Origin of the sequence: Roseibium polysiphoniae, from assembly GCF_014842925.1 — a bacterium.
In the GTDB taxonomy this organism is placed as follows: domain Bacteria; phylum Pseudomonadota; class Alphaproteobacteria; order Rhizobiales; family Stappiaceae; genus Roseibium; species Roseibium polysiphoniae.
Window position 1 is genome coordinate 101,480 of sequence record NZ_JACYXJ010000007.1, and the last position, 26,109, is coordinate 127,588.

The 26,109-nt window shown below is 58.2% G+C and carries 22 protein-coding genes; 9 read left to right on the forward strand and 13 right to left on the reverse strand.

The features are described from left to right. Positions 1 to 4: 4 nt before the first annotated feature. The 11 genes from IG617_RS18730 to IG617_RS18780 form a co-directional block, all read right to left on the reverse strand. Positions 5 to 1,039, reverse strand: a complete 1,035-nt coding sequence (locus tag IG617_RS18730) for an adenosine deaminase (protein WP_420826158.1) — start codon at positions 1,037 to 1,039, stop codon at positions 5 to 7. A gap of 87 nt (positions 1,040 to 1,126) precedes the next feature. Beyond that, positions 1,127 to 2,347: a phosphopentomutase gene (locus IG617_RS18735; RefSeq protein ID WP_192110775.1), complete on the reverse strand. Its 1,221-nt coding sequence runs from the start codon at positions 2,345 to 2,347 to the stop codon at positions 1,127 to 1,129. Positions 2,348 to 2,447: 100 nt separating this feature from the next. Continuing rightward, complete coding sequence (gene deoA / locus IG617_RS18740; protein ID WP_192110776.1) at positions 2,448 to 3,764, reverse strand: thymidine phosphorylase; 1,317 nt, start codon at positions 3,762 to 3,764, stop codon at positions 2,448 to 2,450. A gap of 2 nt (positions 3,765 to 3,766) precedes the next feature. Then, positions 3,767 to 4,546: a deoxyribose-phosphate aldolase gene (gene deoC, locus IG617_RS18745; RefSeq protein WP_192110777.1), complete on the reverse strand. Its 780-nt coding sequence runs from the start codon at positions 4,544 to 4,546 to the stop codon at positions 3,767 to 3,769. Next, positions 4,539 to 5,351: a purine-nucleoside phosphorylase gene (locus IG617_RS18750; protein ID WP_192110778.1), complete on the reverse strand. Its 813-nt coding sequence runs from the start codon at positions 5,349 to 5,351 to the stop codon at positions 4,539 to 4,541. Before IG617_RS18750 ends, deoC begins: the two co-directional genes overlap by 8 nt. Before the next feature lie 6 nt (positions 5,352 to 5,357). Further along, on the reverse strand, positions 5,358 to 5,753 hold the full coding sequence (gene cdd, locus IG617_RS18755; RefSeq protein WP_192110779.1) for a cytidine deaminase: 396 nt from the start codon (positions 5,751 to 5,753) through the stop codon (positions 5,358 to 5,360). After that, positions 5,750 to 6,730 (reverse strand): ABC transporter permease, encoded by a 981-nt coding sequence (locus IG617_RS18760; RefSeq protein WP_192110780.1) that lies wholly within the window; start codon positions 6,728 to 6,730, stop codon positions 5,750 to 5,752. Before IG617_RS18760 ends, cdd begins: the two co-directional genes overlap by 4 nt. Before the next feature lie 9 nt (positions 6,731 to 6,739). Beyond that, on the reverse strand, positions 6,740 to 7,846 hold the full coding sequence (locus IG617_RS18765) for an ABC transporter permease (protein WP_192110781.1): 1,107 nt from the start codon (positions 7,844 to 7,846) through the stop codon (positions 6,740 to 6,742). After that, complete coding sequence (locus IG617_RS18770; protein WP_192110782.1) at positions 7,843 to 9,369, reverse strand: ABC transporter ATP-binding protein; 1,527 nt, start codon at positions 9,367 to 9,369, stop codon at positions 7,843 to 7,845. Before IG617_RS18770 ends, IG617_RS18765 begins: the two co-directional genes overlap by 4 nt. 179 nt (positions 9,370 to 9,548) lie before the next feature. After that, on the reverse strand, positions 9,549 to 10,547 hold the full coding sequence (locus tag IG617_RS18775) for a BMP family ABC transporter substrate-binding protein (protein WP_192110783.1): 999 nt from the start codon (positions 10,545 to 10,547) through the stop codon (positions 9,549 to 9,551). A gap of 73 nt (positions 10,548 to 10,620) precedes the next feature. Continuing rightward, positions 10,621 to 11,604, reverse strand: coding sequence for a sugar-binding transcriptional regulator (locus tag IG617_RS18780; RefSeq protein WP_192110784.1), 984 nt, complete (start codon positions 11,602 to 11,604; stop codon positions 10,621 to 10,623). A 694-nt stretch (positions 11,605 to 12,298) separates the two neighbouring features. On the opposite strand from IG617_RS18780, the gene IG617_RS18785 reads away from it, so the two are divergent. The 5 genes from IG617_RS18785 (at position 12,299) to IG617_RS18805 (ending at position 18,101) form a co-directional block, all read left to right on the forward strand. Then, positions 12,299 to 13,036: a DUF1194 domain-containing protein gene (locus tag IG617_RS18785; protein ID WP_420826162.1), complete on the forward strand. Its 738-nt coding sequence runs from the start codon at positions 12,299 to 12,301 to the stop codon at positions 13,034 to 13,036. Positions 13,037 to 13,206: 170 nt separating this feature from the next. Next, entirely contained in the window at positions 13,207 to 13,638 is a 432-nt protein-coding gene (locus tag IG617_RS18790) for a methylglyoxal synthase (RefSeq protein WP_192110786.1), read from the forward strand. Then, a complete protein-coding gene (gene glk, locus IG617_RS18795; protein WP_192110787.1) occupies positions 13,635 to 14,684 on the forward strand; it encodes a glucokinase in 1,050 nt (349 codons plus the stop codon). Before IG617_RS18790 ends, glk begins: the two co-directional genes overlap by 4 nt. Positions 14,685 to 14,689: 5 nt before the next feature. After that, positions 14,690 to 17,179: an ATP-dependent helicase HrpB gene (gene hrpB, locus IG617_RS18800; RefSeq protein WP_192110788.1), complete on the forward strand. Its 2,490-nt coding sequence runs from the start codon at positions 14,690 to 14,692 to the stop codon at positions 17,177 to 17,179. Between the two features lie 52 nt (positions 17,180 to 17,231). Beyond that, positions 17,232 to 18,101 carry a hypothetical protein gene (locus tag IG617_RS18805; protein ID WP_192110789.1) on the forward strand — a complete coding sequence of 290 codons (870 nt, stop codon included), beginning with the start codon at positions 17,232 to 17,234 and terminating at the stop codon, positions 18,099 to 18,101. A gap of 53 nt (positions 18,102 to 18,154) precedes the next feature. Here the strand turns inward: IG617_RS18805 and putA are convergent, their stop codons facing one another. Then, positions 18,155 to 21,295, reverse strand: coding sequence for a bifunctional proline dehydrogenase/L-glutamate gamma-semialdehyde dehydrogenase PutA (gene putA, locus IG617_RS18810; protein WP_192110790.1), 3,141 nt, complete (start codon positions 21,293 to 21,295; stop codon positions 18,155 to 18,157). Positions 21,296 to 21,430: 135 nt separating this feature from the next. Here putA and IG617_RS18815 point away from each other — a divergent pair, with 135 nt between their 5' ends. The 4 genes from IG617_RS18815 (at position 21,431) to IG617_RS18830 (ending at position 25,577) form a co-directional block, all read left to right on the forward strand. Further along, entirely contained in the window at positions 21,431 to 21,901 is a 471-nt protein-coding gene (locus IG617_RS18815; RefSeq protein WP_192110791.1) for an Lrp/AsnC ligand binding domain-containing protein, read from the forward strand. A gap of 89 nt (positions 21,902 to 21,990) precedes the next feature. Continuing rightward, on the forward strand, positions 21,991 to 23,220 hold the full coding sequence (locus IG617_RS18820) for an ABC transporter substrate-binding protein (protein WP_192110792.1): 1,230 nt from the start codon (positions 21,991 to 21,993) through the stop codon (positions 23,218 to 23,220). A gap of 39 nt (positions 23,221 to 23,259) precedes the next feature. After that, entirely contained in the window at positions 23,260 to 24,948 is a 1,689-nt protein-coding gene (locus tag IG617_RS18825) for an ABC transporter permease (RefSeq protein WP_192110793.1), read from the forward strand. Beyond that, the gene (locus IG617_RS18830) at positions 24,945 to 25,577 is read left to right on the forward strand and encodes an ATP-binding cassette domain-containing protein (RefSeq protein ID WP_192110794.1); all 633 of its coding nucleotides are present in this window, start codon (positions 24,945 to 24,947) and stop codon (positions 25,575 to 25,577) included. The genes IG617_RS18825 and IG617_RS18830 overlap by 4 nt, the downstream gene beginning before the upstream one ends. Before the next feature lie 37 nt (positions 25,578 to 25,614). Here the strand turns inward: IG617_RS18830 and bfr are convergent, their stop codons facing one another. After that, entirely contained in the window at positions 25,615 to 26,100 is a 486-nt protein-coding gene (bfr, locus tag IG617_RS18835; RefSeq protein WP_192110795.1) for a bacterioferritin, read from the reverse strand. Positions 26,101 to 26,109: the final 9 nt, after the last annotated feature.

Here is a 26,109-nt window from a genome sequence, read left to right on the forward strand (position 1 = left end):
TCGATCAGGAGACGGCCGCGCTGTCCAACCTGACCAGAAGACGTTGCTTCGTCGCGTGATCACAAAACGCTGCTGCGATAGCGTTTCTGGTGATCTCCATCTGGTCTTCGAAGCTCCAGCCAAATGTCTTGGAGACGCTCGCATATTCCTTGCCGAGCGTGGTGTGAAAGAACGGAGGGTCGTCGGAGTTCAACGTCACGCGGACACCTGCCCGGCGCAGCAGGTTGATCGGGTGAAACCTGAGCACCGAGTAGACACCGAGCGCGAGGTTTGAGCCTGGGCAGACCTCTAGAACCACGCTTTCATCAACAAGGCGCTTGACCAGTTCCTTGTCCTCGATTGCCCGCACGCCGTGTCCCAAACGCTTGACCCGCAAGAACTCGAGCGCGGCGACGATGCTGTTCGGGCCTCCAAATTCGCCGGCGTGTGCCGTCAAACCGAGACCGGCCTCTCCGGCCATTCTGAACGCCTTGGCAAAATTCGCCGGATGCCCCTCACGCTCATCGCCCGCCAGCCCAAATCCCGTGACCATCGGATGAGGATTGCCGATCACTTCCTTGGCGACACGCTCGACAGACGCAGCACCGAAGTGTCGAACACCGATTGCGATCATTCGGCCTTCGATCCCGGTTTCCTCTTTGGCCCGCCCGATTCCGGCAGCGAGGCCTTCGACGTAAGAGCGATAGGAAAGACCTGCGGCCTGCGCATGATCGGGAGAAATAAAGATCTCGCCGTAAATCGCGCCTTCCGCTGACAACATGCGGAAATAGGTTTCACTCAAGAGAGCATAGTCTGCCGGCGTCTTGAAAACAGAACTTGCAAGATCATAGGCTTGAAGGAAGCTGGTGAAATCCGACCAGACGTATTTGCCATTGCCGTTGATGATCGACGAAACGTCGACCTGATATTTGTCGGCTAGGCGCACCACCAGAGACGGCGGCGCTGCACCCTCTATGTGGCAATGCAATTCAGCCTTGGGCACCGACATCTTGTTGATCATGTTCTCGCTGTCGCCAGTTCGTTGACCGCCTGCATCCATGATCCATGAATTTCCCGGCCGAGAAACCACATGCTGTCATGAATTTCGATTCGACGTCAGCTCGGATTTTACCGGGATTGTCGAAGTTCAGAGAAAACTCGTGCCGTGAGCGCCAGGCGCAATGCCCAGATGCAGGGCAATGCTCTCGCCGATATCAGCGAAGGTCGAACGCACCCCGATCGACCGACCCTCGATACCCGGCCCCGTTCCGATCACCGGGATATGCTCGCGCGTATGATCCGTGCCCTGCCAGGTTGGATCGCAACCATGATCAGCGGTCAGGATCAAGAGATCACCTTCCCGTAATTGCGCAATCATTTCAGGCAAACGCTGGTCAAAATGCTCAAGGGCCGCTGCATACCCTGGCACGTCGCGCCGGTGGCCATAGAGAGAATCGAAGTCGATGAAATTGGAAAAGACGAGATCGCCATCTTTCGCCAAGGCCATCGCTTCCAAGGTCTTGTCAAAAAGTTCGTCGTTGCCGGCGCCCTTCAGGACCTTGCTGACACCCTGATGGGCGAAAATATCGGATATCTTGCCGACGCCGAACACGCTGCGCCCCTGATCAGCGAGGCGATCCAGAAGCGTTGGCTCTGGCGGCAGCACGGAATAATCCCGGCGATTGGGTGTGCGAACGAAGTCCTGCGCGGAGGTGCCTACGAATGGCCGGGCGATCACGCGGCCAATATTGTAGGGATCCAAAATCTCACGGGTCAGTTCGCACAGGGCATATAGCCGCTCCAGCCCGAAGTGTTCTTCGTGGGCTGCAATCTGGATGACGGAATCGGCGGAGGTATAGAAGATCGGCTTGCCGGTCCGAAGATGCTCCTCACCCAATTCCTGAATGATCACCGTGCCAGACGCGTGTTTATTGCCCAAAACACCGGGTATCTCGCCGCGTTCAATCACTTCGCTGATCAAGGCCTCAGGGAAGGTTGGAACAGTGTCTGAAAAATACCCCCAGTCAAAGCGCACCGGCACGCCCGCGATTTCCCAGTGTCCTGATGGCGTATCCTTGCCGTTGGAGACCTCCGCCGCGCAGCCCCAGATGCCATCGGGCTCGCCCGCAAAGTCGAGGCCGGGCGCGGCAATTCCGTTGGACAGCTTAGAAGCACGACCAAGGCCGAGCCTGTCCAGATTCGGTAGATGGAGTGACCCCTCGCGCAAGCCCTCACGATCGCCTTCACCTCTGGCGCAGGCTTCCGCGATATGGCCGAGCGTGTCAGAACCGGCGTCGCCGAAGCGTTCAGCGTCTGGCGCGCCACCGATCCCGAAACTGTCCAGGACACACAGTATCGCACGTGACATGCGGGTTCCCTCTTCTTTGCAGTTGCTTCAGGCAACCTTGTTCTTGGCCATTTCAGGCCTGTCATTCGACCGTTGCCGGTCACCACTACGCCTGGCGTCTTTAGGGCGCGATGCGATCGACGACACTTGGGCGGTCGGGAACCTCCATTGCGTCTCCGATGCGATAGGCGTTCCGGAGTGCGATTGCGGCCCGTTCCGCTGCACCCTCATCAGATGCGTGAACAAGTGCAATCGGTGCGTCCGCGTCAACGCGATGTCCGACACCGGCCAGATCAGTGAGCCCGACCGCCGGGTCGATGATGTCCGCGGCAGCCTTGCGACCACCCCCAAGCTCGACCACCGCGACACCGACCGCTCTCGCATCGATATGAGTGACGACGCCATCTTGTGATGGATAGACAGGAGCCGTGACCGGGGCCTTGGGAAGGTAGATTTCGGATTTCTCCATAAAGTCGTTCGGACCACCCAGGGCAGATACCATTTTGGCAAAAACCTCTGCGGCCCGACCGCTCTCGAAGGCTTCTCGCATCAGATCCGAGCCGGTCTCAGCCGTTTGCGCCAACCCGCCGGTCGCCAGAAGCTCGCCACCCTGAGCAACCGTCACGTCCCACAGACGGTTGTCTATCGCTGTGCCCTTCAGGAAGTCCACCGCATTTTGGACCTCAACCGCATTGCCAGCCGCGGATGCAAGTGGTTCGTTCATATCGGTCAGAAGCGCCGTGGTCTTCAGCCCTGCGCCATTGGCGACAAGGACGAGGCTTTCCGCCAGAGCCCTTGCCTCGTCGAGCGTCGCCATAAAGGCACCCGTCCCCCATTTCACGTCGAGGACCAAGCCCTGCAGACCAGCAGCCAGTTTCTTGGAGAGAATGGACGCGGTGATGAGGTCCAGGCTTTCGACCGTGCCGGTGACATCGCGGATGGCATAGAAGCGCTTGTCGGCGGGTGCGAGATTACCGGTCTGGCCAATGACGGCGCAGCCGACTTCCTTGACAACCTTGTGAAAAAGCTCGTTGTCCGGCTGCGTCTGATAGCCGGGGATGGTATCGAACTTATCGAGCGTTCCGCCCGTGTGCCCAAGACCTCGGCCCGAAATCATGGGCACTGCCGCGCCGCAGGCGGCAAGCGCTGGCGCAAGCATGAGGGAGACGTTGTCACCAACGCCGCCTGTCGAATGCTTGTCGAGAACCGGCGCCTGAATATCCGACCAATCCATGACGTCACCGCTGTCCCGCATGCCAAGGGTCAGTGCAACACGTTCGTCGACGCTCATCCTTTGAAAGAAGACCGCCATCGCAAGCGCAGCTACCTGACCTTCGGTCACGCTGCCATCGGCGAGTCCGCGCACGAAAAAGGAAATTTCCTCAGGGCTCAGCTCACCCCCATCACGTTTTTTCCGGATGATTTCCTGCGGCAGCATGATCAGTACCCTTCTCCTGCAGCAGCATCAGATCCATTGATGGCACCGAGCAGCGCATCCAGAAGGCCACTTGCGCCAAAGCGGAAAGTTGCGGCAGACGGCCAGTTCGAACCAAGGATTCTGTCCGCGAGGGCCAGATAAGCAGCTGCGTCATCGACGGTACGAATGCCGCCGGCAGGTTTGAAGCCTACGTCCTTCAGCACGTCGCGTCGTGTTTCCTCAATCACGGTGAGCATGACTTCGGCGGCTTCCAGCGTCGCGTTGACCGGAACCTTGCCGGTTGACGTCTTGATAAAGTCCGCTCCCGCAATGATCGCAATTTCGGAGGCCATGTGAATCAGGAGGGGGTCCTTGATCTCACCGGTTTCGAGAATAACCTTGAGGATCGCGGGGGCCGGGATCGCGGCCTTGACGCGAATGATCTGCTCTTCCGCAAATCCTTTTCGCCCATCCATAAACGCCTTGTAGGGCATCACCAGGTCGATCTCGTCGGCGCCGTCGCGAATAGCCTGCTCGGTTTCAGCGACAACGCTTGATGTTTCAACACCACCATCAGGGAAGTTGACGACGGTGGCGACCTTGACGCCTGTGCCCGTCAGCTCGGCAACACCCTGCTCGACAAAACGCGGCCAGATACAGATCGCAGCCACATGGCCATAATCCGTGACCGCTCGCTTGCAGAGGGCAGTGATATCCGCTGCAGTGCAATCGTCGTTGAGATTGGTCAGGTCAACCAACCCCAAAGCTCGCTTGGCAGTCGCTACCTTGAGCGCATCAGTCATTTCCGATTTCCTTCACGAAGGCGCGAACCAGCTGTTTCATCCGGTCCATGCCCTTGAGCGCGACACTCTTCGTTTCGTCATGGGACAAGGCGTGCGCCTGCAGTCCCGCACCGTAGTTGGTGATGATTGACATCGCGGCAACCCGCATGCCGAGAAACCGCGCGATGATAACTTCTGGCACGGTTGACATGCCGACCGCATCAGCGCCGAGGGTCTTCGCCATTCTGATCTCTGCGGGCGTCTCGAAAGACGGACCAGAGAACCACATGTACACCCCGTCCGGCACCGCAGAGCCCGTCGCCTCGGCGACTTTCGCCATTGCGGCGCGCAGATCCGGATCATAAGCGGAGCTCATGTCGAGGAAACGCTTCTCATCCTCTTCCCCGATCAGCGGATTTTTTCCAGACCAGTTGATGTGATCGGAAATCAGCATCGGGCTACCAGGAGCAACTTCCTCCCGCAGAGATCCGGCCGCATTTGTTGCCAGCAAGATCTCGCATCCCAACTCCTTGAGAGTTTCAACCGGGGTGCGCATCACTGTCGGATCGCCGCCTTCATAGTAGTGCGCACGCCCCGACAGAATTACGACTGGAACGCCAGCCAACGTCCCGGCGACCAATTCGCTTGAATGCGATGTCACCGTGGAAATCGGGAATTCCGTCAGGTGGGAATAGGGGATGCGAACCGCATCCTCCACTTCGTCGGCCAGAGATCCCAGGCCAGAGCCGAGGATCATGCCAATGCGATAGGAACCCGGACGGGCGGCGCGGACGATGTCGGCGCATTCACGACCATAACCACTCATGGGTTGTCAGTCCTTTTCCTCAAGTTGAAACCCGGCAGGCAACAGTCCATCCATTGTGAAGCTTTGCTTGATCTCATTGAGATCAGCCACGTGGATGGTCATGCCCTGACCTTCAAATTCTTTCAATTTCTGACGGCACCCACCGCATGGTGTGCAAAGCGCAGCGTCAGCGATGACGACAACCTCGGAAATTTGGCTGCCTCCACCCAACACCATGGCGCTGATCGCGCCGGCTTCCGCGCAAACGCCTTCAGGAAAAGCCGCATTTTCGACATTGCAGCCAGAGAAGATCAAGCCATCTTCCGTGCGTAGTGCCGCCCCAACCTTAAACTTGGAATAAGGCGCATAAGCGTTCTCGCGCGCTGCTTTCGCAGCGTCGAACAGATCTTGAATCTGCGTCATGTCCGTTCCTTCAGATAGGGCACGCCCGAGGCCTTGGGCGGAATGGCCTTGCCGATGAAACCCGCGAGAAGGATCACTGTCAGGATGTAGGGCAGAGCCTGGAAGAACTGAACAGGCACATCGCCAATACCGGGAATTTCCTGCCCCTGCAGCCGGATCGCAACAGCATCAAGGAAGCCGAAGAGCAGGCAAGCCAACATTGCATTTCCAGGCTTCCACTTCGCAAAGATGAGAGCGGCAAGGGCGATGAAGCCACGTCCCGCCGTCATGTCCTTGATAAACCCTGAGGATTGGGCGATCGAAAGGTAGCTGCCAGCAACTCCGCACAAAATACCGCAGGCGATCACGGCGCGATAGCGCAGCCAGACGACCGAAATCCCTGCCGTATCAACCGCTGCCGGATTTTCGCCTACAGCTCTCAGCCTCAGACCGAAACGTGTTCTGAAAAGGATCCACCAAGTCAGGGGAACTGCCGCGAAGGCCAGATACACCAATATATTGTGACCTGAGAGGAGCTCAGAATAGATCGGGCCGATGACAGGGACCGTTTCAACCTGTTCGGCAAAAGGAAGTTCAATGTCCTGAAACCGGCCTTCTTTGGGCAGAGGAGGTGTCCGGCCACCCTGACGAAACCACGATTGACCCAGGAGAGCCGTCAGCCCCGCCGCCAGAAAATTGATCGCAACGCCCGAGACAATCTGGTTGCCTCGATTGGTGATGGAGGCAAAGCCGTGCAGCAGGGCCAGAAAGATCGATACACCAATGCCTGCCAGCAGTCCGAGCCAAGCGTTTCCTGTCATGTACCCGACTGCGCCAGCTCCGAAGGCAGCGCCCAGCATCTTGCCCTCAAGTCCGATGTCAACGATGCCTGAGCGCTCTGAATAGAGCCCCGCGAGACAAGCCAGAAGCAATGGCGTCGACAGCCGGACGGTAGAGTCCAGGATCAGGATCATTGTATGGAGATAAGTCTCGAACATGGCTTTCTCCTAATCCGCCTGGCCAGCAGGAGCCCCGGCGAAGCTGAAAAGCTGCACAAGGGCCGGCCGGAACATGTACTCAAGGGCGCCGGCGAAGAGGATCACCAGCCCCTGGATCACGATGATCATATCGCGCGTGATGGCGGGTTTTTCGAAAGAAAGCTCCGCCCCGCCCTGGTACAGCATGCCGAACAAAATCGCTGCCAGCACAATCCCGACCGGATGAGCGCGCCCCATCAGCGCAACCGCGATGCCCACGAAACCGTACCCCGCAACAAATTCAATCAGCAGCCGGTGCTGAGCACCCATGATTTCGTTGATCGCCATAAGCCCGGCCATGGCGCCGGAAATCAGCATGGTGACGATCGTGATGCGCACCGGGGAGATGCCTGCATAGACGGCGGCAGTGGGATTTGCGCCGAACGTCCGGATTTCATAGCCTAGCCGAGTCCGCCAGATCAGAGCCCAAACCAGGAAACAACAGATCAGGGCGATGACAAGCGACAAGTTCACCTGTGATGTCCCGAAAAAATCTCCGGGTATCAGGTTGTCCAGCAAAGGCAGGCGCCCTCCATCCTCGAAGGTGCGGGTTTCGGGTTGCATCGACCCTGGTTTGGCGATCACATCAACGAGCAGATAGCCCATCAAGGCTGCGCCGATGAAATTGAACATGATGGTGGTGATGACGATGTGGCTTCCACGCGTCGCTTGCAGCCATGCTGGAATCAACGCCCAAGCCGCTCCGAAGAGCGCGCCGCCGGCCACAGCAAATGGTAATGTGACCCACCAGGGGACGTAGCGATCAAGCGCCAGACAGGCAAAGGCGACACCGAGACCGCCAACATAGGCCTGCCCCTCACCGCCGATGTTGAAGAGCCCTGCGTGAAACGCCACCGCGACCGCCAACCCCGTGAAGATAAAGCTCGTCGCATTGAAGAGCGTAAAGCCAATGCCCTCGCCATATCCGAGCGAACCCCAAAGCAGAATTTCAACGGCCTCCAAAGGGTTCTCGCCGATCAGAAGCACCACCAGCCCGGACACAAAAAAGGCCGCAATTAGATTAAGGGCCGGTATTAAGCCGAAATCGACCCAACGTGGCAGTTGTCCGGCGCTCATTTCGCTTCTCCGTGTACACCGGCCATCAGCAGGCCCAGCTCGCTTTCGTCTGCATCTGGTGCGCGTTCCCCCACAATGGAGCCATCGAACATGACAAGCACCCGATCAGCCAGCGCCCTGATTTCATCGAGTTCGACAGAGACCAGCAGAATGCCCTTTCCGGCGTCCCGCAACTCAATCAACCGCTTGTGGATGAATTCGATCGCCCCAATGTCGACGCCCCGCGTCGGCTGACCGACGAGAAGCACGGTCGGATCGCGTTCGATCTCACGGGCGAGAACAATCTTCTGCTGATTGCCACCTGAAAAATTGGCCGTTTTGAGCAATGGATTTGGCGGCCGAATATCGTATTTTTCGATCTCCATTCGTGCCGTTTCCTTGATCCCCGCGACGTCAAGCAACATGCCGTTCGAGTATCGAGGATCGTTGTGATGGCCGAGAATGGCATTCTCGTATTCGGCGAAGGAGGTCACAAGACCCATTCGGTGACGATCTTCCGGAACGTGGCCCATGTTTTTCTGACGCATGGATGCCGCGTTGACGTCCCGCTTCTCTAAATCGATCAGCTCACCATCTATCCAGACCGTCCCCTTGCTGGCGCTGCGAATGCCCGCAAGGGTTTCCAGCAGTTCGGACTGGCCGTTGCCTGAGACGCCTGCGATCCCAACGATCTCACCGGCACGGACATCAAAGGAAACGTTTTTGACGACCTTAACGCCGCGGCTGTCCACGACGTTCAGCCCGTCCACCACAAGAACCTTTTCCTTGGGCTGCGCCGGCTTTTTGTCGACCTGGAGCAATACGCGGCGGCCGACCATCAGTTCGGCCAAGTCTTCCATCGAGGTTTCGGCCGTCTTGCGTGTCGCAACCATCTCACCGCGGCGCATGACAGACACCGTATCGGTGATCGCCATGATTTCACGCAGCTTGTGGGTGATCAAAAGGACCGTTTTGCCCTCATCCCTCAGAACTTCGAGGATCTTAAAGAGGTGATCTGCTTCCGCCGGTGTCAGGACACCTGTCGGCTCGTCGAGGATCAGGATCTCCGCACCTCTGAAAAGCGCCTTCAAGATCTCGACCCTTTGCTGCAACCCAACGGGAAGATCGCCGATCAGGGCATCCGGATCGACGCGGAGTTCATAGTCGTCCTCCAGACGCTTGAGCTCTTTGCGTGCCTTGGACAGTCCACCAGCCAGTCTCGCACTGCCCTCAGCGCCAAGAACGACGTTTTCAAGAACGCTGAAGTTATCGACCAGCATGAAATGCTGATGCACCATTCCAATACCGAGCGAGATCGCTGTTTTGGAATCGGCGATCGAAACCTCTTCTCCGGATATGAGAATGTCGCCGCGGTCAGCCTGGTAAAACCCGTAGAGGATCGACATCAACGTCGATTTCCCGGCTCCATTTTCGCCAATGATGCCGTGGATCGACCCCTTTTCCACGACAAGGTCAATTTCCTTGTTGGCGTGGACAGGGCCGAAGCTCTTGTTGATCTTCCGAAGTTCGATTGCCGGCGTCATGTCTCAGCCCTCGTCCAGGAAACCGGGTCCCGTTGTGTCATGTTTTCAGATCACATGCTCTTCAGCTGTCGGCCCTTTCCGGGCAACAGCAATCTTGAGTACGCCGGACCGTCAGCACCCAACGCAAAATCAAAATCCCCGCACCAGCCATTGCGACCGATGCGGGGAGATCAAAGGCCTTAGAACGGGCAGTTCTGATCGGCCATGTAGTCGTGAACCGTGATCGTTCCGGAGACGATGCCGGCGCGCGCCTTGTCGACAGCGGCTTTCATTTCCGGGGTGATCAGCTTCTCGTTGTTTTCGTCGAGCGCCCAATCAACGCCACCTTCGGCGAGACCGAGAACGGAAAAGCCCGATGTCCAGGCATCGTTCTTGGCATCTTCGAATGCGCTGTAGACGGCAACGTCAACGCGCTTGAGCATGGATGACAGGACAGATCCGGGATGCAGAGCATTCTGGTTGCTGTCGACGCCGATGCCGAGCTTGCCAGCATCCGCAGCTGCCTGAAGCACACCAATGCCCGTGCCGCCGGCTGCGTGATAAACAACGTCGGCACCACGGTCGAACTGGGACTTGGCCAATTCGCCGCCCTTCACCGGATCGTTCCAGGCTGCGCCGGTCGTGCCCGTCATGTTCTCAAAGACTTCCGCATCCGCGTTGACGGCCAATGCGCCCTGCTTGTAGCCGCAGGCGAATTTACGGATCAGCGGAATGTCCATCCCGCCGATGAAACCAACCTTGCCGGTTTCAGAGGCCATCGCGGCAAGCATGCCTACGATGTAGGAGCCTTCGTGTTCCTTGAAGACGATCGAGCGAACGTTCGGTAGGTCGACGACCATGTCGACGATTGCGAACTGAGTGTCCGGAAATTCCTTGGCGACCTTCTCAACAGCGTTGGCCTGAGAGAAGCCAATCGCCACAATCGGGCTCTGACCGCGCTTGGCGAAATTGCGCAGCGCCTGTTCACGCTGGCTGTCGTTCTGAATTTCGAAATCGCGGTAGGCGACGCCGGTGTCCGCAGTGAACTTTTCGGCACCGGTGTAGGCAGCCTCGTTGAACGACTTGTCGAACTTTCCGCCAAGATCGTAAAGGACTGCGGGCTTGATGTCTGCGGCCATAGCGGCCGTCGAAAACGCGACGCCTGCAAGAGCCACGCTAATCGTCAGGAGCTTCTTCACTTGTATGTCCTCCGACACTTTGAGCCGCCCAGCGGGGCGGTTCCTCATTACTTCCCCTCTTGACGCATCCGCTTTAGGCGGATTGCGCCAGCTTTAATCCGATCCGATCACGCAAAGCCCTCGCAAGGGTTTCATCTGCAATCAGGTCGGTAATGACACCGGCGCGCAGTGCAGCAAGGGTCGCATCGACCTTGGTCTCACCGCCCACCAGTGCAATAAGTCGACTGCCTTTGACTTCATTGAAATGAAGGCCGACAGCACAATCTCCTATGCGGACTGGCGCAACTTCGCCGTCCAGTGTCAAGAACCTGCCCATGAGGTCGCTCGCTGCGCCACTCTGGTCCAGTTCTTCCTGCTCCTGGGCCGTGATCATCCCTCTTTGGATGAGATGCCCTTCTTCTTCAACGGAGCCGATGCCGACAACAAACACGTCAGCCTTGCGCGCCCGACCGAGCAGATCCTGAACACTGCGCTGCCCAAGGAACATCTCCTTTTCCTCGAGCGTTTCCGCGAAATAAGGCACCGGCAGGTAGTAGCCCTCGCCGCCGGTCCGGTCCTGAAGCAATTGCACGACATCATAGGGATTGGCAGCAAGCGTGCGCGTCAGAGATCCGCAGATCGACATAACCGCGAGGTCCGGCCGCGCAAGCCGCGGCATTTCCTCAACGGCGGCCTTGAGCGTGCGACCCATGCCCACGCCGACTTTCTTGACGTCTGGTGAGCCCAGAATTCCAGCAAGAACATGAGCCCCTGCGGATGCCACTGCGCGAATTGCGCTCTCCTGATCCCCCGCACCTAGATCCGGCGCAATGATACAGGTCCTCAGGTTGAACTGATCTGCGAGAAGTTCTTCAAGCTCCAGACACTCGAGCGGCCGTCCTTCAACGTGAAACTTGACGTATCCGGCCTTTTGGGCGTGAGCGATCAGGCGATGCACCTTCGCTGGCGAGATGCCAAGTTGAGACGCGATCTCGCCTTGCGTTCGCCCACCGACGAAGGACAGCCATGCGGCTCTGATCGCAAGATAATTCGTCCAATCGTCGTCGCGCGCCTGCATGGGCGTGTCACCACCTCTACTAAGAGCCTCATCAGATCTGAGGCCTTGTTCGCAGTTGCCGTAGCAAATACGATGTCAGAACAACCGAGAAGAAGGCTCCCGCAGCCCTGCCCTCAACTCTCGTGGCCCGAAAAAATCTTCACCGACTGAGAATTTATTCGGATGTTTGCCCGGGCAGCCCCATGCCGTCAAGCGTCTTGCCGGTAAAAAGTCCCAGATTCGCAATCCTTTTCGAAGTTTAGAGCAAGGCTGCTTACGCCGCAGGCTGAGCGCCTAAGATAAGTGCAGGCGCCGCGCGAATTGCGCCCTTTCCGCGATCAAAAGCCCTCTCGCTCGACTGATTCTCGACCTCTCACCACTCTTCCTGTGGAATATATGCACTACGTGCGCTTTTTCGCTTTGCCAGTTAAGCGAAATCAAGCAGTATTCATAGGTTGACTATCAAGCAACGTAGTTTTGACAGCTAAGGAAGGTTCCAGATAATCCGCGATTTTCACGAGGAACGAAGCGCTAAGAAATTCGGCCTCTAATAGAAAAGGGGGAGACGTGACTAATCAACCTTCGGGTCAGAATAGGAGCACAAGTCATGCGTCTCGACACATACAAGAAAACGGTTTGCGTTGCCGGTGCGTCCCTGCTTGCCGGCCTTGTCTCAGGCATATTTACAGTCCCATCCCATGCCCGCGATTTCACCATGCCGGTCAAATACGGCTATACCTTCAACTATGATCCTGCCAATGAAGTCGACGTCGAGCTCGTCCTTGCGGTCGACATTTCGCAGTCAATGGACACGGAAGAACAGGAAGTCCAAAGGGCAGGCTATGTTGCAGCCCTAACATCTGATGAGGTACTGGAAGCCGTCAAATACGGTCCAATAGGACGTATTGCCGTTGCCTACATGGAGTGGGGCGGCGTTGACGAACACTTCATGGTCGCCGAATGGATGGTCATACAGGACAAGGCGTCTGCCTCTGCCTTCGCATCCCATATCGCTGAGGCCCCGCTACGGCAGGTTCAGCGAACGTCTATCGCCTCGGCGCTTTCCAAGTCAGTCGAGCTCGTGCAGGCGAACAAGTACAATGGCCTTCGGCGCGTCATCGACATCTCCGGCGATGGTCCGAACAATCAGGGCGGCTCCGTCACCCAGATACGTGACAAGTTGCTTTCATCAGGCGTGACGATCAATGGCCTTCCCTTGATGATGAAAGCCAATGCCAATTCCTGGCAGGCAATGCTGAATCTCGATCACTACTATGAAGACTGTGTCATAGGCGGGCCCGGGTCTTTTGCAATCCCCGTCAGATCGAAGGAAGGCTTTGAGGATGCAATCCGGATGAAACTCGTCATGGAGATTGCCGGCCTCAGTTTTGAAGAACCGCTCGTGCGTAAAGTCTCTGCGCGCAAGCCGGTTCGCTGTTCAATGTTTGACTAGATGATGCGCTCGGGGCAAACGCTCCGAGCCATAGAAACTTTCTAGAATATACGCCGGGGGCGACCTTATCCGCCGCTCCACGTGGGATCTTTTCGCCTTATCCTTTACCCCTGCCGGGAAATCCCTGTACATCTGTCTTGGCTTGCCAAATCAGTTGCAGAGGATGACGCATGAACACCCGGCCTATGCTTGCCCTTGTCGCCCACGACGCGAAGAAAGACGCTATGGTCGACTTCGCAGTCAGAAATGAAGAGAAGCTGCTGCCCTTCACTTTGGTCGCGACCGGCACGACTGGCGGACGGATCGAGGAAGGCTGTAGCCGTCTGAATATTACCCGCCTGAAGAGCGGCCCGCTCGGCGGCGACCAGCAGATTGGCGCCCTCATCGCCGAGGGGCGACTGAACGGCCTGATCTTTTTCGTCGATCCCCTGAGCCCGATGCCGCACGACGTGGACGTCAAGGCACTGATGCGATTGGCTCTGGTTTACGACCTCCCGATGGCGCTGAATTTGGCAACGGCTGAAATTCTTCTTCGCTCTGCACGTTTAACCGGTTTAAAAACAACCTCTACAACACCTGAAATCAGCGTATCGGCCATATGAGTCTTCCCAATCAGTTCCTTGCCACCTTCGCCTATCCAATTCTTGTCGCGGACATTGGCGGCACGAATGCGCGTTTTGCTCTGGTGCATGGACCTGACACAGAGACTGAATTCTGCGTGCCGACTGCAACGGCCGATCATTCGGATATTTCCGGCGCCATACGGGCAACTCTCGACAAGGCGAGCGGCGCGCAACCGCGCACAGCCATCATTGCCGTGGCAGGTCCAGTAACGGGCAACAAGATCCCATTGACAAATGCCGACTGGGTCATCGAACCCCTGAAGCTGATCGAAGACCTGTCCCTCGACGATGTCATTATCGTCAACGACTTCGAAGCGCAGGCGCTTGCGTTGCCAAATCTTGAGGGTTCGGACATCGAGCAGGTTGGACGGGGCGCCCCTCGCCCGGCATCGACCAAGTTTGTCCTTGGGCCAGGAACCGGCCTTGGTGCCGCTGCGATGATCCATGCCGCGGACACCTGGATCCCGGTTCCCGGCGAAGGAGGTCATGTCGAGATCGGCCCGGTCACGGAAGAAGACTTTCCGATTTTCGAAAAGATTGAACGTGTTGGCGGACGGCTTGGCGCGGAACAGATCCTCAGTGGCTCAGGCCTGCCGCGACTTGCCCGTGGTGTAAGCCTCTCAATGAATTTGGAGCGATCTTTCGAGACCGCAGCCGATATCACTCAAGCGGCAGAGGCGAACGACGCGGTCGCAACAAAGACACTCGAGACCTTTGCGCGCGCGCTGGGTCGTGTTGCCGGGGATTTCGCACTCTCGCTTCTCGCGCGCGGCGGCGTCTACCTGACTGGTGGTGTGACACCACGGATCGATCGCTTTCTGACCGATGGTCAATTCCGTCGCTCGTTTGAGGCGAAGGCCCCGCATCAATCACTAATGAGCGCCATACCCACCTATATTGTTCGTCATGGCAATCCGGCACTCGAAGGCCTTGTGGCCTTCGCACGATCTCCCGACCGCTTCGTCGTCGAACTTAAAGGGCGCCGCTGGAGCCGCGAGACAGTCGTGTCGAACGCCACCGGCTAGGCCTCATGTCCACGAGCGCCTCTTCAACGCCACTTCCGATCGATGCCGTTCTTGGCAAGCTGACATCCACTCTTGAAGAGACGTCGAACGCCGTTCTGGTTGCAGATCCTGGCGCCGGCAAGACCACGCGTGTGCCGCTTGCTCTGCTCGACGCGCCTTGGCGTGGGGACAGGCGCATTCTTGTGCTTGAGCCCAGACGCCTTGCCGCGCGTGCCGCAGCCCAACGCATGGCCTCGGAACTGGGGGAAGCCGTCGGTGAACGCGTAGGATACCGCGTTCGCATGGACACGAGGGTCGGCCCGAAAACGCGGATCGAGGTCATCACCGAGGGCATTTTCACCCGCATGATCCTTGATGATCCCGAACTTGCCGGGATCGCAGCCGTCTTGTTCGATGAATTTCATGAAAGATCTCTGGACGGCGATCTTGGCCTCGCCCTGGCGCTGGACGTCCAGGGAGCGCTTCGCGAAGATCTACGGCTCTTACCGATGTCCTCCACGATCGATGCCGCAACCGTCTCCCGCCTGATGGGCGAGTGCGAGGTTATCGAAAGCAAGGGGCGCAGCTTTCCCGTTCAGACGCATTACCTCGGCCGACGAACGCAAGATCGGCTGGAGCCTCAAATCGCAAAAGCTGTTCGCAAGGCACTTGATGAGGAGAGTGGATCGGTTCTGGTGTTTCTTCCGGGGCAGGCTGAGATCAAGCGAACTGCCGATCTGCTCGCCGACACCCTCCCACAAAACTGCGTGCTCGCTCCGCTCTATGGTGCATTGGACGGCAGAGCCCAGGATCTTGCAATTCGCCCTGCCGAGCCTGGCACAAGGAAAATCGTCCTGGCGACCGCCATCGCCCAGACATCGCTGACAATTGAAGGCGTGCGAGTGGTCATCGACAGCGGACTTTCCAGAGTTCCAAAATACGAACCTCAAACCGGGTTGAACCGGCTTGAGACGGTTCGGGTTTCGCTCGCCACAGCAGATCAACGGCGAGGGCGAGCGGGCCGAACCGAGCCTGGTGTTTGCTACCGCCTTTGGGATGAAGCCCAGACAGCTGCTCTCGTTGCTCATGAAACGCCCGAAATTCTCGAGACAGACCTCTCCGCTCTGGCGCTGGACCTGGCATCCTGGGGTACGCTGGATCCAAGTCAGCTGGCGTTTCTCGACCCGCCGCCCGCGGGGGCGTGGGCAGAAGCGCTGTCTCTTCTGCGCTCGCTTGGCGCTCTCGACGCCAATCAGCAGCTGACCTCTCAAGGCAAGGCTCTCGGCAGACTGCCACTCTCCCCTCGCCTTGCCCATATGCTGAATGAAGGACAACGCGAGGGAGCAGGGCGCACCGCCGCTTATCTCGCGGTGCTGCTTTCAGAGCCAGGACTTGGTGGCCGAGATCCGGATCTGCGCGAACAGCTGCGGCAACTGCGCGATACAAGTTCAAAACGAGCCCAGGCTTCCCGTTCCATGGCAGAGCGTTGGCTCGCGCTGCTCAACAAGAGCGAGGGCAGACGGAAGGATAGCGGGTCCATAGACCTTGAAGACGCTGGCTGGTTGCTTGCTCTTGCGTATCCCGACAGGATTGCCGATGCGCGTGGGCCTCGTGGACGATTTCGCCTTTCAAATGGCCGGGGCGCGGCGTTACCGGAAGAACACGCACTGGCTGTAGCGCCTTTCTTGGTCGTCGCAGACATTCAAGGACGTGCAGCCAACGGTAGAATCATGACCTGCGCTCCCATCACCAAGAGTGAAATCGAGCACCACTTCGGACACGACATCGTGGAAGAAGACAAGGTTCGCCTTGAAAAGGGCGGGAGCATCAGCGCGCGGCGTATTCGTCGTTTTGGCGCGGTAGAACTGGAATCGCGACAGATCTCTTCGCCAGACCCTGCCGCTGTTGAAGAGGCAATGGTTGAGGAACTCGGAAAACGGGGTTCGGCAAGGTTGTCCTGGAGCAAGGAGCAACTGCGCCTTCGCGGCCGCATCAGTTACCTTCGCCAAAACGGGCAAGCCGATCTGCCCGATCTTTCCGACGAAAGCCTCACAAGAAGCCTGAAGGACTGGCTTGGGCCTTTCCTAGCAGGCCTGAGGTCAATCGACGATATCGACGCTGCGTGTCTGGGTGATGCCCTCAGCAGCCTGCTTCCTCATGATGTACAGGCCAAGCTGGATCGGCTCGCGCCCACACATTTCATCGCGCCGACCGGCACCAGGGCGCCCATCGACTATGGTGCGGAAAGCGGTCCAAGCATCTCGATCCGTGTCCAGGAACTTTTCGGACAATCCGTGCATCCCTACGTGTGCGGCGGCAAAATCCCGTTGACGCTGGCACTGCTTTCTCCGGCTCATCGCCCCATCCAGGTGACACGTGACCTGCCCGGGTTCTGGGCGGGGTCCTGGGCCGACGTAAAGGCAGAGATGAAGGGGCGCTATCCAAAGCACCCGTGGCCGGATGACCCGCTGAACGCGGAGGCGACGAGCCGGGTGAAACCCAGGAAAAAAACGTAGACGATCCTGGTTGAAGGTTGCGTATGCTACACTGCGATGTGAGGATCGTGACATGAACCGACAGGACATTGTTGCAGGGCTGGCAGAACGCGACGACCTACCATGGCCAACGCTTTCGTTTTGCCTCGAAACACCTGCCGCCTGCGTGCCGACTTTTCTTCTGTTGCTCGAACGCGAAACCCGGGGACTGCCGGTGAGCGCCGAGGAACACGATGCATTGTTCTTTGGCATTCATCTGCTCGCCGCGCTCAGGATAGAAGAAGCCTTCAAACCCCTTAGCGCGATCCTTTGCAGCGACAGCCAAAAAGCAGCAGCACTTGTACACGACTCCGTCGGTGACACCATTCCTCGTGCGCTGATGGCTCTCGGAGCCGACCAGGCAGATGCCTGCTGGGACATTGTCGCCTCACCGAGAACGGATTGGCTGGTTCGCGAAGCCTTTCTGCGTTGCTGGACCTTTAACGTCCTTGACGGACACCTGCCGTTGGACGTCGCCGCAGAAAAGCTGAGGCAGTTTCCAACAACCGTCGCCCCGGAGCCGGATAATCTGCTTTGGATTGCGTGGATGACCGCAATCGCGGACCTTGGGCTGACGTCCTTGTCTCCCCTTGTGCAACTAACTTTCGAAAGCGGACAGATCGAGCAGAATGCGCTCGGCGTTCTTCCAAGTGACATGAAAGTTTTCCGGGACGACCTCGAAGATGCTCTCCACGCTCGCGCCGACGACGACACTGGCACCTATGCACATTGGCTAGAGCACAAGGCCTATACGCCGTTCAGCGGAACGCTCCAGGACTTCATCCAGGCCGGCAAGCACGTGCTCAAGGACGGCGGGCTCTCCGAGGACCGGTTGCCAAGCGACGCAAGGCTCCTCGTTGCCGCAGACTCGACCAACCCTTTCGACGGCCATTCCCGAGGCTAAGCTACAACAGCGCCGCCAAGCCGTCTGCTGACACTAGCAGACGGGATAGCACCTCAATCGTCGGAAGCTGCAACAAGGCTGGCGTTTCCGCCGGCCGCGGCTGTGTTGATCGAGACAACCTGCTCCAGGGCAAAGCGTTGAAGGTAAGCGGGGCCGCCCGCCTTTGGACCGGTACCAGAGAGACCAGACCCGCCAAAAGGTTGAGTGCCGACAACAGCGCCAATCGTGTTGCGGTTGATGTAGACATTGCCCACGGACAGCCTATCGACAACCTTTTTGACCGTGGCATCTATTCGGCTGTGAACGCCGAGGGTCAGGCCATAACCGCTGGCAGCGATCGTCTCCAGCACCTTGTCGATGTCCTTGGCCTGATAGCGAACCACATGCAGAACGGGGCCGAACACCTCCTTGGTCAGTGCTTCTGCTCGATCAAGTTCGACGATGTGCGGAGCGACCCAAGAGCCGTCCGAGAGAGCGCCTTGCGGGGTTTTGCCCTGATATCGAAGTGTCTGCGTATCCTGCATGTATTCAACATGCGCCAGAATGCCGTCCCGCGCCTCTACATCAATCACCGGACCAATGTCCGTGGCGGGCGACCTTGGATCTCCCAAGGCAAGCTCATCAGCAGCGCCTTCGAGCATTTGGAGCAGATCGTCAGCGACATCAGCCTGCGCAAACAGTAAGCGAAGAGCCGAGCAGCGCTGTCCAGCCGATCTGAAAGCCGACATCATGACGTCATCGCAGACCTGTTCCAGCAGCGCCGTGGCGTCAACGAGCATCGCATTGATGCCGCCGGTTTCGGCAATCAAGGGCACAATCGGCCCCCGCTTTTCTGCGAGCGAGCGATTGATGGCCCAAGCGGTTTCGGTGGACCCGGTAAAGGCGACGCCTGCGACCCGCGGATCCGAAGTCAGAGCCGCTCCGACAGCACCATCGCCCGGCAGGAAGCACAAGACATCCATCGGGACACCGGCTTCGTGGAAAAGGCGAACCGCTTCATAGGCTATCAGCGGGGTCTGCTCCGCCGCTTTGGCCACAACCGCATTGCCTGCGACGAGCGCCGCGCTTACTTGCCCGAGGAAGATGGCCAACGGGAAATTCCAAGGCGAAATACAAACAAAAACTCCGCGGCCCCGCAATCGATACCTGTTTTCCTCACCCGTTGGTCCCGGCATGAGCATGCCTTCGCCGAACAGTGCGTTCGCCTGATCCGCATAATACCGGCAAAAGTCCACCGCTTCGCGAATCTCGGCGATGCCGTCGGGCAGTGTCTTGCCTGCCTCCAGGCTCAGCAAGGCCATCAACCGATCTCTGTTCTGCTCCAGCAGATCGGCCATTTTCGAAAGTGCTTCAGCCCGCTCTTCAACAGGTCGACGAGACCAGGTTTCGAACCCCTGGCTTGCGACATCCATAGCCGTTTTTGCAAGCTCACTGGTTGCATTGACGACGGTTCCGACAACAGTCTGTCCGTCGGCGGGCGAAAGCACCTGTTCCGCCTTACCTGAGACATCCCGGTCCCCAACAAGCGGCTTTGCATCCGTGGTCGGAGCAACGGTCTTAGCCATGCCATCGACCAGCTCATGACGCTCGGCAGCGCACCCGAATTCGATACCATCGGAGTTCTGACGGCTGGAGCCATAGAGATCTGAAGGCAGTGGGATAGATCTGTTGGAGGCATGTTTGCCCGCCTCCAGAATCTCTGACGCCGGGCGAAGCAGGGCCTCAACGGGTACGGAGCTGTCCCCCACGATTGTCACGAATGAGGAATTGGCGCCGTTCTCGAGGAGCCTGCGCACCAGGTAGGCCAACAGATCCTTGTGGCCGCCGACGGGAGCGTAAATTCTACAAGCATAGCCGTCGCGTTCGCACACAGACTTGTAGAGACTTTCTCCCATGCCATGAAGGCGTTGGAATTCGTAGCCTTCGTTGTTGCCTGCGATCTCCGCGATCTGGGCGACGGTCAGTGCATTGTGTGTGGCGAACTGCGGGTAAAGAACATCCCTAGCGGCAAGCATGCGTTTGGCGCAGGCAAGATAGGACAGATCCGTGGCCGCCTTGCGAGTAAAGACAGGGTAGCCGGCCGCGCCCTGCTCCTGAGCATGTTTGATCTCTGTATCCCAGTATGCGCCCTTCACGAGCCGCACCATCAAACGCCGATCGTGATGACGCGCAGCGGCGATCAGCCAATCAATCACCTCACAGCCACGCTTTTGATAAGCTTGGACAGCAAGGCCGAAACCATCCCAGCCTTTTGTGACCGGATCCGCCAGCACGGCTGCGATGATATCCAGCGACAGTTCAAGACGATCTGCCTCTTCCGCATCGACGGTGAAATTAAGATCGTACGACCGCGCCATCTCGGCCAACTTGATCAGGCGAGGCACCACCTCGTCTCGAACCCGCTCACCGTTGACCGCTTCATACCTTGGGTGAAGCGCCGAGAGCTTGACCGAGATGCCGGGCCGGTTCGGCAGTTTCTCCAAGCCGGCCGCCTTACCAATAGCGTCAATCGCATCCGCGTAAGACTTGAAATAGCGCTCCGCGTCCCTTGCCGTCCGGGCTCCTTCGCCCAGCATGTCGTAGGAGTAGCGATAGCCCTTGGCTTCCTGTGTCTTTGCGCGGTCGAGAGCGCGAGCGATGGTTTCGCCAAGCACAAATTGGTGGCCGAGCAATCTCATCGCCTTCTTGGTTGCCGTGCGAACCGCCGGCATGCCCATTCGCTTGACCAGTGAGCCAAGGATGCTCTGCGGCGTATCGCCGGGATGCAGAAGACGGGAGGTAACGCCCAGCGCCCAGGATGACGCAGACACAAGCCAGGTATCCGATTTTGGTCCGCTTGGGTCATCGAAACGAGCCGCTGCCAGCTTGTCTTCAATCAAGCGATCCGCAGTCGCTGCGTCGGGTACGCGCAGAAGTGCCTCGGCGAGAACCATCATCGCCAGGCCTTCTCTAGTCGTCAGGCCGAATTCCCGCATGAAGTCCTCGACGCCGCCGAGGCCAACTGCCGTCGACCGCATGTCGTTGATATAGCCCTCGGCGCGCGCATTGATTTTTGCCTCGATCTCCGGAGCCAGCGCTGTCTCTGCGAGAAGGCGGCGCACCAATGGTTGGTCATCGGGCGCGTAGGCAGCGCGAAATGGCTCGACGCCGAGTTGATCCATGCCTTCCTGGAAAACAGCCATATCAGCACTCATGACAAGAACTCCCTAGCGGCGGCAGCCGAACGCCCGCGCGACAACGTTGATTTCTCAGTTTGTGTTATATTTTGAATTTATATCCTCTGATTTTTGCCCTATATTTGGAGAAATTTTTATAGAACTGAGGCTTTGGTGGTGAATTTCACGGATCTGGATCGAACTGATCGGAAAATCCTGTCAGAACTTCAAAAGGACTCCCGGGTCACCAACACGGAACTGTCCGAGCGCATCAGTATGTCGGCCACCGCGACCGCTGAGCGAACCAAACGTCTGATCCGAGACGGCTTCATCGAAAGCTTTGCAGCCAAGCTCGCTCCGTCGAAGGTCGGGCGTGGGCTTCTCGTCTTTGTCGAAATAAAACTCGACCGCACATCTCCCGAGATCTTCGACGCCTTCAAATACGCCGTGGAACGGTCGCCAGACATTCTCGAATGCCACATGGTGGCGGGTGGATTTGATTACCTTGTGAAGAGCAGGGTTCTCGACATGGAGGCCTATCGCCGGTTTCTGTCTGATGTCATCCTGACCCTGCCCGGTGTTCGTGAAACTCACACCTACGCCGTCATGGAGGAAATCAAGGACACGCACGTCCTGCCTGTCTGAGCTTGCGATCACCGAGCTTCACAAAGCATTGTCTTGACCGGTAACACCCAGGCACGTCAGAGAAAGGCAACAAGTTGAAGGGGCAAGCGATGCGCATCAAAGATCTTCACACTCATCTGGGAAAGTTGCTTTTCGCCACCGCCTTCGCCGGCGCCCTGGCTTTGCCTGCCGCAGCCGCGGATGATGACTGGGCTGAGACCCTGGAGGCAGCGAAAGGACAAACCGTCTACTTTCACGCCTGGGGCGGTGAGCCGCGCATCAACGATTACATCGCATGGGCGGCTTCGGAACTCGAAAAACGCCATGACGTGACGGTCAACCATGTGAAGGTGGCCGATACGGCAGGCGTCGTAACCCAGATCATCGCCGAAAAAACGGCGGGACGTGAGACAGTCGGAAGTGTTGACCTGGTCTGGATCAACGGCGAGAACTTTCGCACCCTCAAGGCCCAGCAGCTGCTCGCAGCTCCAGGATGGGCCCAATCCTTGCCGAACTGGACATATGTGGATGTCATCGGCAAGCCGACCGTGCTCTCGGATTTCACAGTAGCGACAGATGGCCAGGAAAGCCCGTGGGGCATGGCCAAGCTGGTGTTCATACATGACCAGGCCCGGCTTCCCAAGCCGCCCAGGAGCCTCGCGGCCCTTGCCGCTCATGCTGCCGAAAACCCCGGCCGGATCAGCTATCCTCAGCCGCCCAACTTTCACGGCTCGACATTTCTCAAGCAGGTCCTGATTTCGACAATCGACGACCCGGCAAAGCTCTCAAAGCCCGTGGTTGCCGATCGCTTTGACAAGGACGTCGCACCACTCTTTGCCTATCTCGACGAACTGCACCCAAACATGTGGCGCAAGGCACAGGCCTTTCCGCAAAATGCGGCCCAGATGCGTCAGCTGCTGGCCGATGGAGAACTCGACGTTGCGATCACCTTCAATCCGGGGGATGCATCCAGCGCGATCGCGAATGATGAGCTGCCAGCAAGCGCACGCAGTTTCGTTTTTGACGGCGGCACCATTGGCAACACCCACTTTGTAGCGATCCCCTTCAACAGCTCCGCCAAAGAAGGTGCGATGGCTCTGGCCAACTTCCTGCTTTCACCGGAGGCCCAGGCGCGCAAGCAGAACCCTGCAGTTTGGGGCGACCCCACGGTTCTTGATGTGGCAAAGCTGCCTGATGCCGACAAGGCAACCTTTGCAGCAATCGACCTTGGTCCTGCAACACTGAGACCTGATGACCTCGGCGCGACACTTCCTGAACCCCACCCGAGCTGGGTGGCAGCTTTGGAAAAAGCCTGGGCTGCGCGCTACGGTGGTTCGTGAGCCTTTGACGGCCTGGTATGACCTCGGCGGGACAGATTGATGATGAGCCGCCTGCCGACTGCGTTGGTGGTCCTACTGCTCGTCGGGCCACTCTTGGCCGGCCTTGCAGGGACGCTCCTCCCCGCCTTCGGCTACCTGCCGGCACTTGGCGGGCAGGAACTGTCTCTTAGGCCCTTGAGGGACCTTTTCGCGACTCCCGGCATATTCCGTTCCATCGGCCTGAGCCTCGGCACCGGGCTCGCGGCGACAGTGCTTTCACTCGCCATTACCATGCTCTTTGTTGCGGGCTGGATGGGCACGCCAGCATTCAAGCTCGTGCGGCGCCTATTATCCCCGCTCCTTGCCGTGCCGCATGCAGCCGCCGCCTTTGGCCTCGCGTTCCTGATCGCGCCGAGCGGCTTCCTTGTGCGTCTGCTGTCGCCATGGGCAACCGGCTTTGATCGACCGCCAGACCTGCTCATTCTCAACGACCCCTTTGGCGTGGCCATGACCCTCGGCCTCATCATGAAGGAAGTGCCGTTCCTGTTCCTGATGACACTCGCAGTGCTGCCGCAGACAGATAGCTTTCGGAAGATGAAGGTGACGGCCACACTTGGATATGGCCGAACGGCCGGTTTCCTGAAGGCATGTCTGCCAGAGGTCTACAGCCGTATCCGCCTGCCCGTCTTGGCGGTGCTTGTCTACTCGACTTCCGTTGTCGACATGGCACAGATTCTGGGGCCCACGACACCGGCTCCTCTTGCCCCACGGATTATGGGCTGGATGGCGGACCCGGATCCAGCGATCCGCTTTCAGGCCTCCGCGGCGGCCCTCTTGCAACTTGCCCTGTCTGGACTTGCTTTGTTGATCTGGTTTTTGCTCGAGCGAATTGCCAGAAGACTTGGGCACAGCGCCTCTGGCAAGAGACACCGACGCGATAGACCGTTCAACCTTTCAGTCCTTGCGGGTATGTCGATCGTCGTCGGCGGCATGGTCGCCGGCATTTTATTGCTGCCGATTTGGTCGGTCACGAAAAGCTGGTGGTTCCCGGACAGTTTACCCGCTGCCCTCACCGCGAAACTCTGGACTGGACTGGGAGAGGTCGCAGGTGCGCCTTTGCTCACAACCCTGGCCATCGGCATTCCAGCGTCGCTGATCGCCGGTATACTCGTTCTCTGGCACCTTGAGGCCAAAACGCGGGCACGTGGCGTTTCGAGCGCTGAAAAAGCGGCTTTCGATGGTTTCGTCTTTCTGCCCCTGCTTGTTCCGCAAGTGTCATTCCTTTTCGGCTTGCAGGTGCTTTTCGCCAGACTTCATCTGGACGGAACCATGTTCGCCGTTGGCCTCGGCCATCTCATCTTTGTACTGCCCTACGTCTATCTTTCCCTGAAAGACCCATGGAACGAACTCGACCCGCGCTTCGCCAAGATCGCTTCCAGTCTTGGGTCCTCTGCAAACCGCATTTTCCTGATGGTTCGGCTACCTCTGCTGCTTCGCCCCTTGCTTGTTGCTCTTGCAGTCGGTCTGGCCGTTTCCGTCGGTCAATATCTTCCGACGCTGATGATCGGAGCCGGCCGTGTCGTGACCATCACCACCGAAAGTCTCGCCCTTTCGAGCGGTGGCAACCGGCCCCTGATTGCCCTCTATGGGACATTGCAGTTACTGGTACCTCTGATCGGATTTAGCGTAGCCGCCGCTATCCCGGCCCTGCTGTTTCGGAACCGAGCCGCCATGAAAGTGATCAGATGACCCTTGGGCTCATGCTCAAAGATGTGAAGATATCGCTCGGCGGCCGTACTCTGCTCAGTTTGTCCAAGACCGTTGCACCGGGGGACGTCCTGACAGTGATGGGCGACAGCGGGGCGGGCAAATCGACGCTTCTTGAATATGTGGGTGGTTTTCTGCGACCGCCCTTCGAGGCGACCGGCAGGCTCATTCTGAACAACCGCGACATAACCACCCTCTCCCCCCAGGACAGGCATGTCGGTTTTATGTTTCAGTCACCTCTGCTGTTTCCACATATGTCCGTTCGCGACAATCTTCTTTTCGGCCTGCCAAATGGCGGCATGACCAAACACGAAAGAGCGACTGCAGTAGAGGCTTCTCTTTGCGATATCGGCATGGACGATTTTGCAGATCGCGATCCCGCAACGTTGTCGGGCGGCCAGCAAACGCGAATAGCTCTGATGAGGCTGCTGCTGGCGGAACCCGAAGCCTTGCTTCTGGACGAGCCGTTCTCAAGCCTGGACCAGTCTCGCCGCGCCGATCTGCGCGATCTCGTTTTCAGACTCGCGCGGGAACGGGGTCTGCCCGTCTTGCTGGTCACTCACGACAAGGAAGACGCAGATGCAGCTGGCGGTGATCTGGTAGAGCTTTGATGAACAGAGCCAGTGGCGCTCTCGCAAATGGCCTGACTTAGGTACTGACGTCGGCAGACGTAGACTGAAGCAACCCGTAACGGTCGATGCCAATGCGCTCGATCAGCTCGAGCTGGGTCTCCAGAAAGTCGATGTGCCCCTCCTCATCTCCCAGCAGCGCTTCGAAGAGTTTCATGGACACGTAATCTTCTGCCTCGTGGCACACCATGCGTGCCTCGTGATACAGAGCCCGTGCGGCATATTCGCCCGCAAGATCGCCTTCCAGGCAGTCCTTCAAGGTTGTCCCGATGCGCATTGGGTCGAGTACCTGGAGATTTGGATAGCCTTCCAAAAACAAGATCCGTTCAATGATCTGGTCCGCGTGACCGCGCTCTTCCAGCGTCTCCTCGGCCTCTTTGTTGGCGAGTTTGGTGAAACCCCAGTTCCGAAGAAGGCGAGAGTGCAGCCAGTACTGGTTGACCGCAGTCAACTCGTGACGCAAGGCCTTGTTGAGATACTCGATGACCTGCGTGTTGCCCTTCATCGAGCGTTC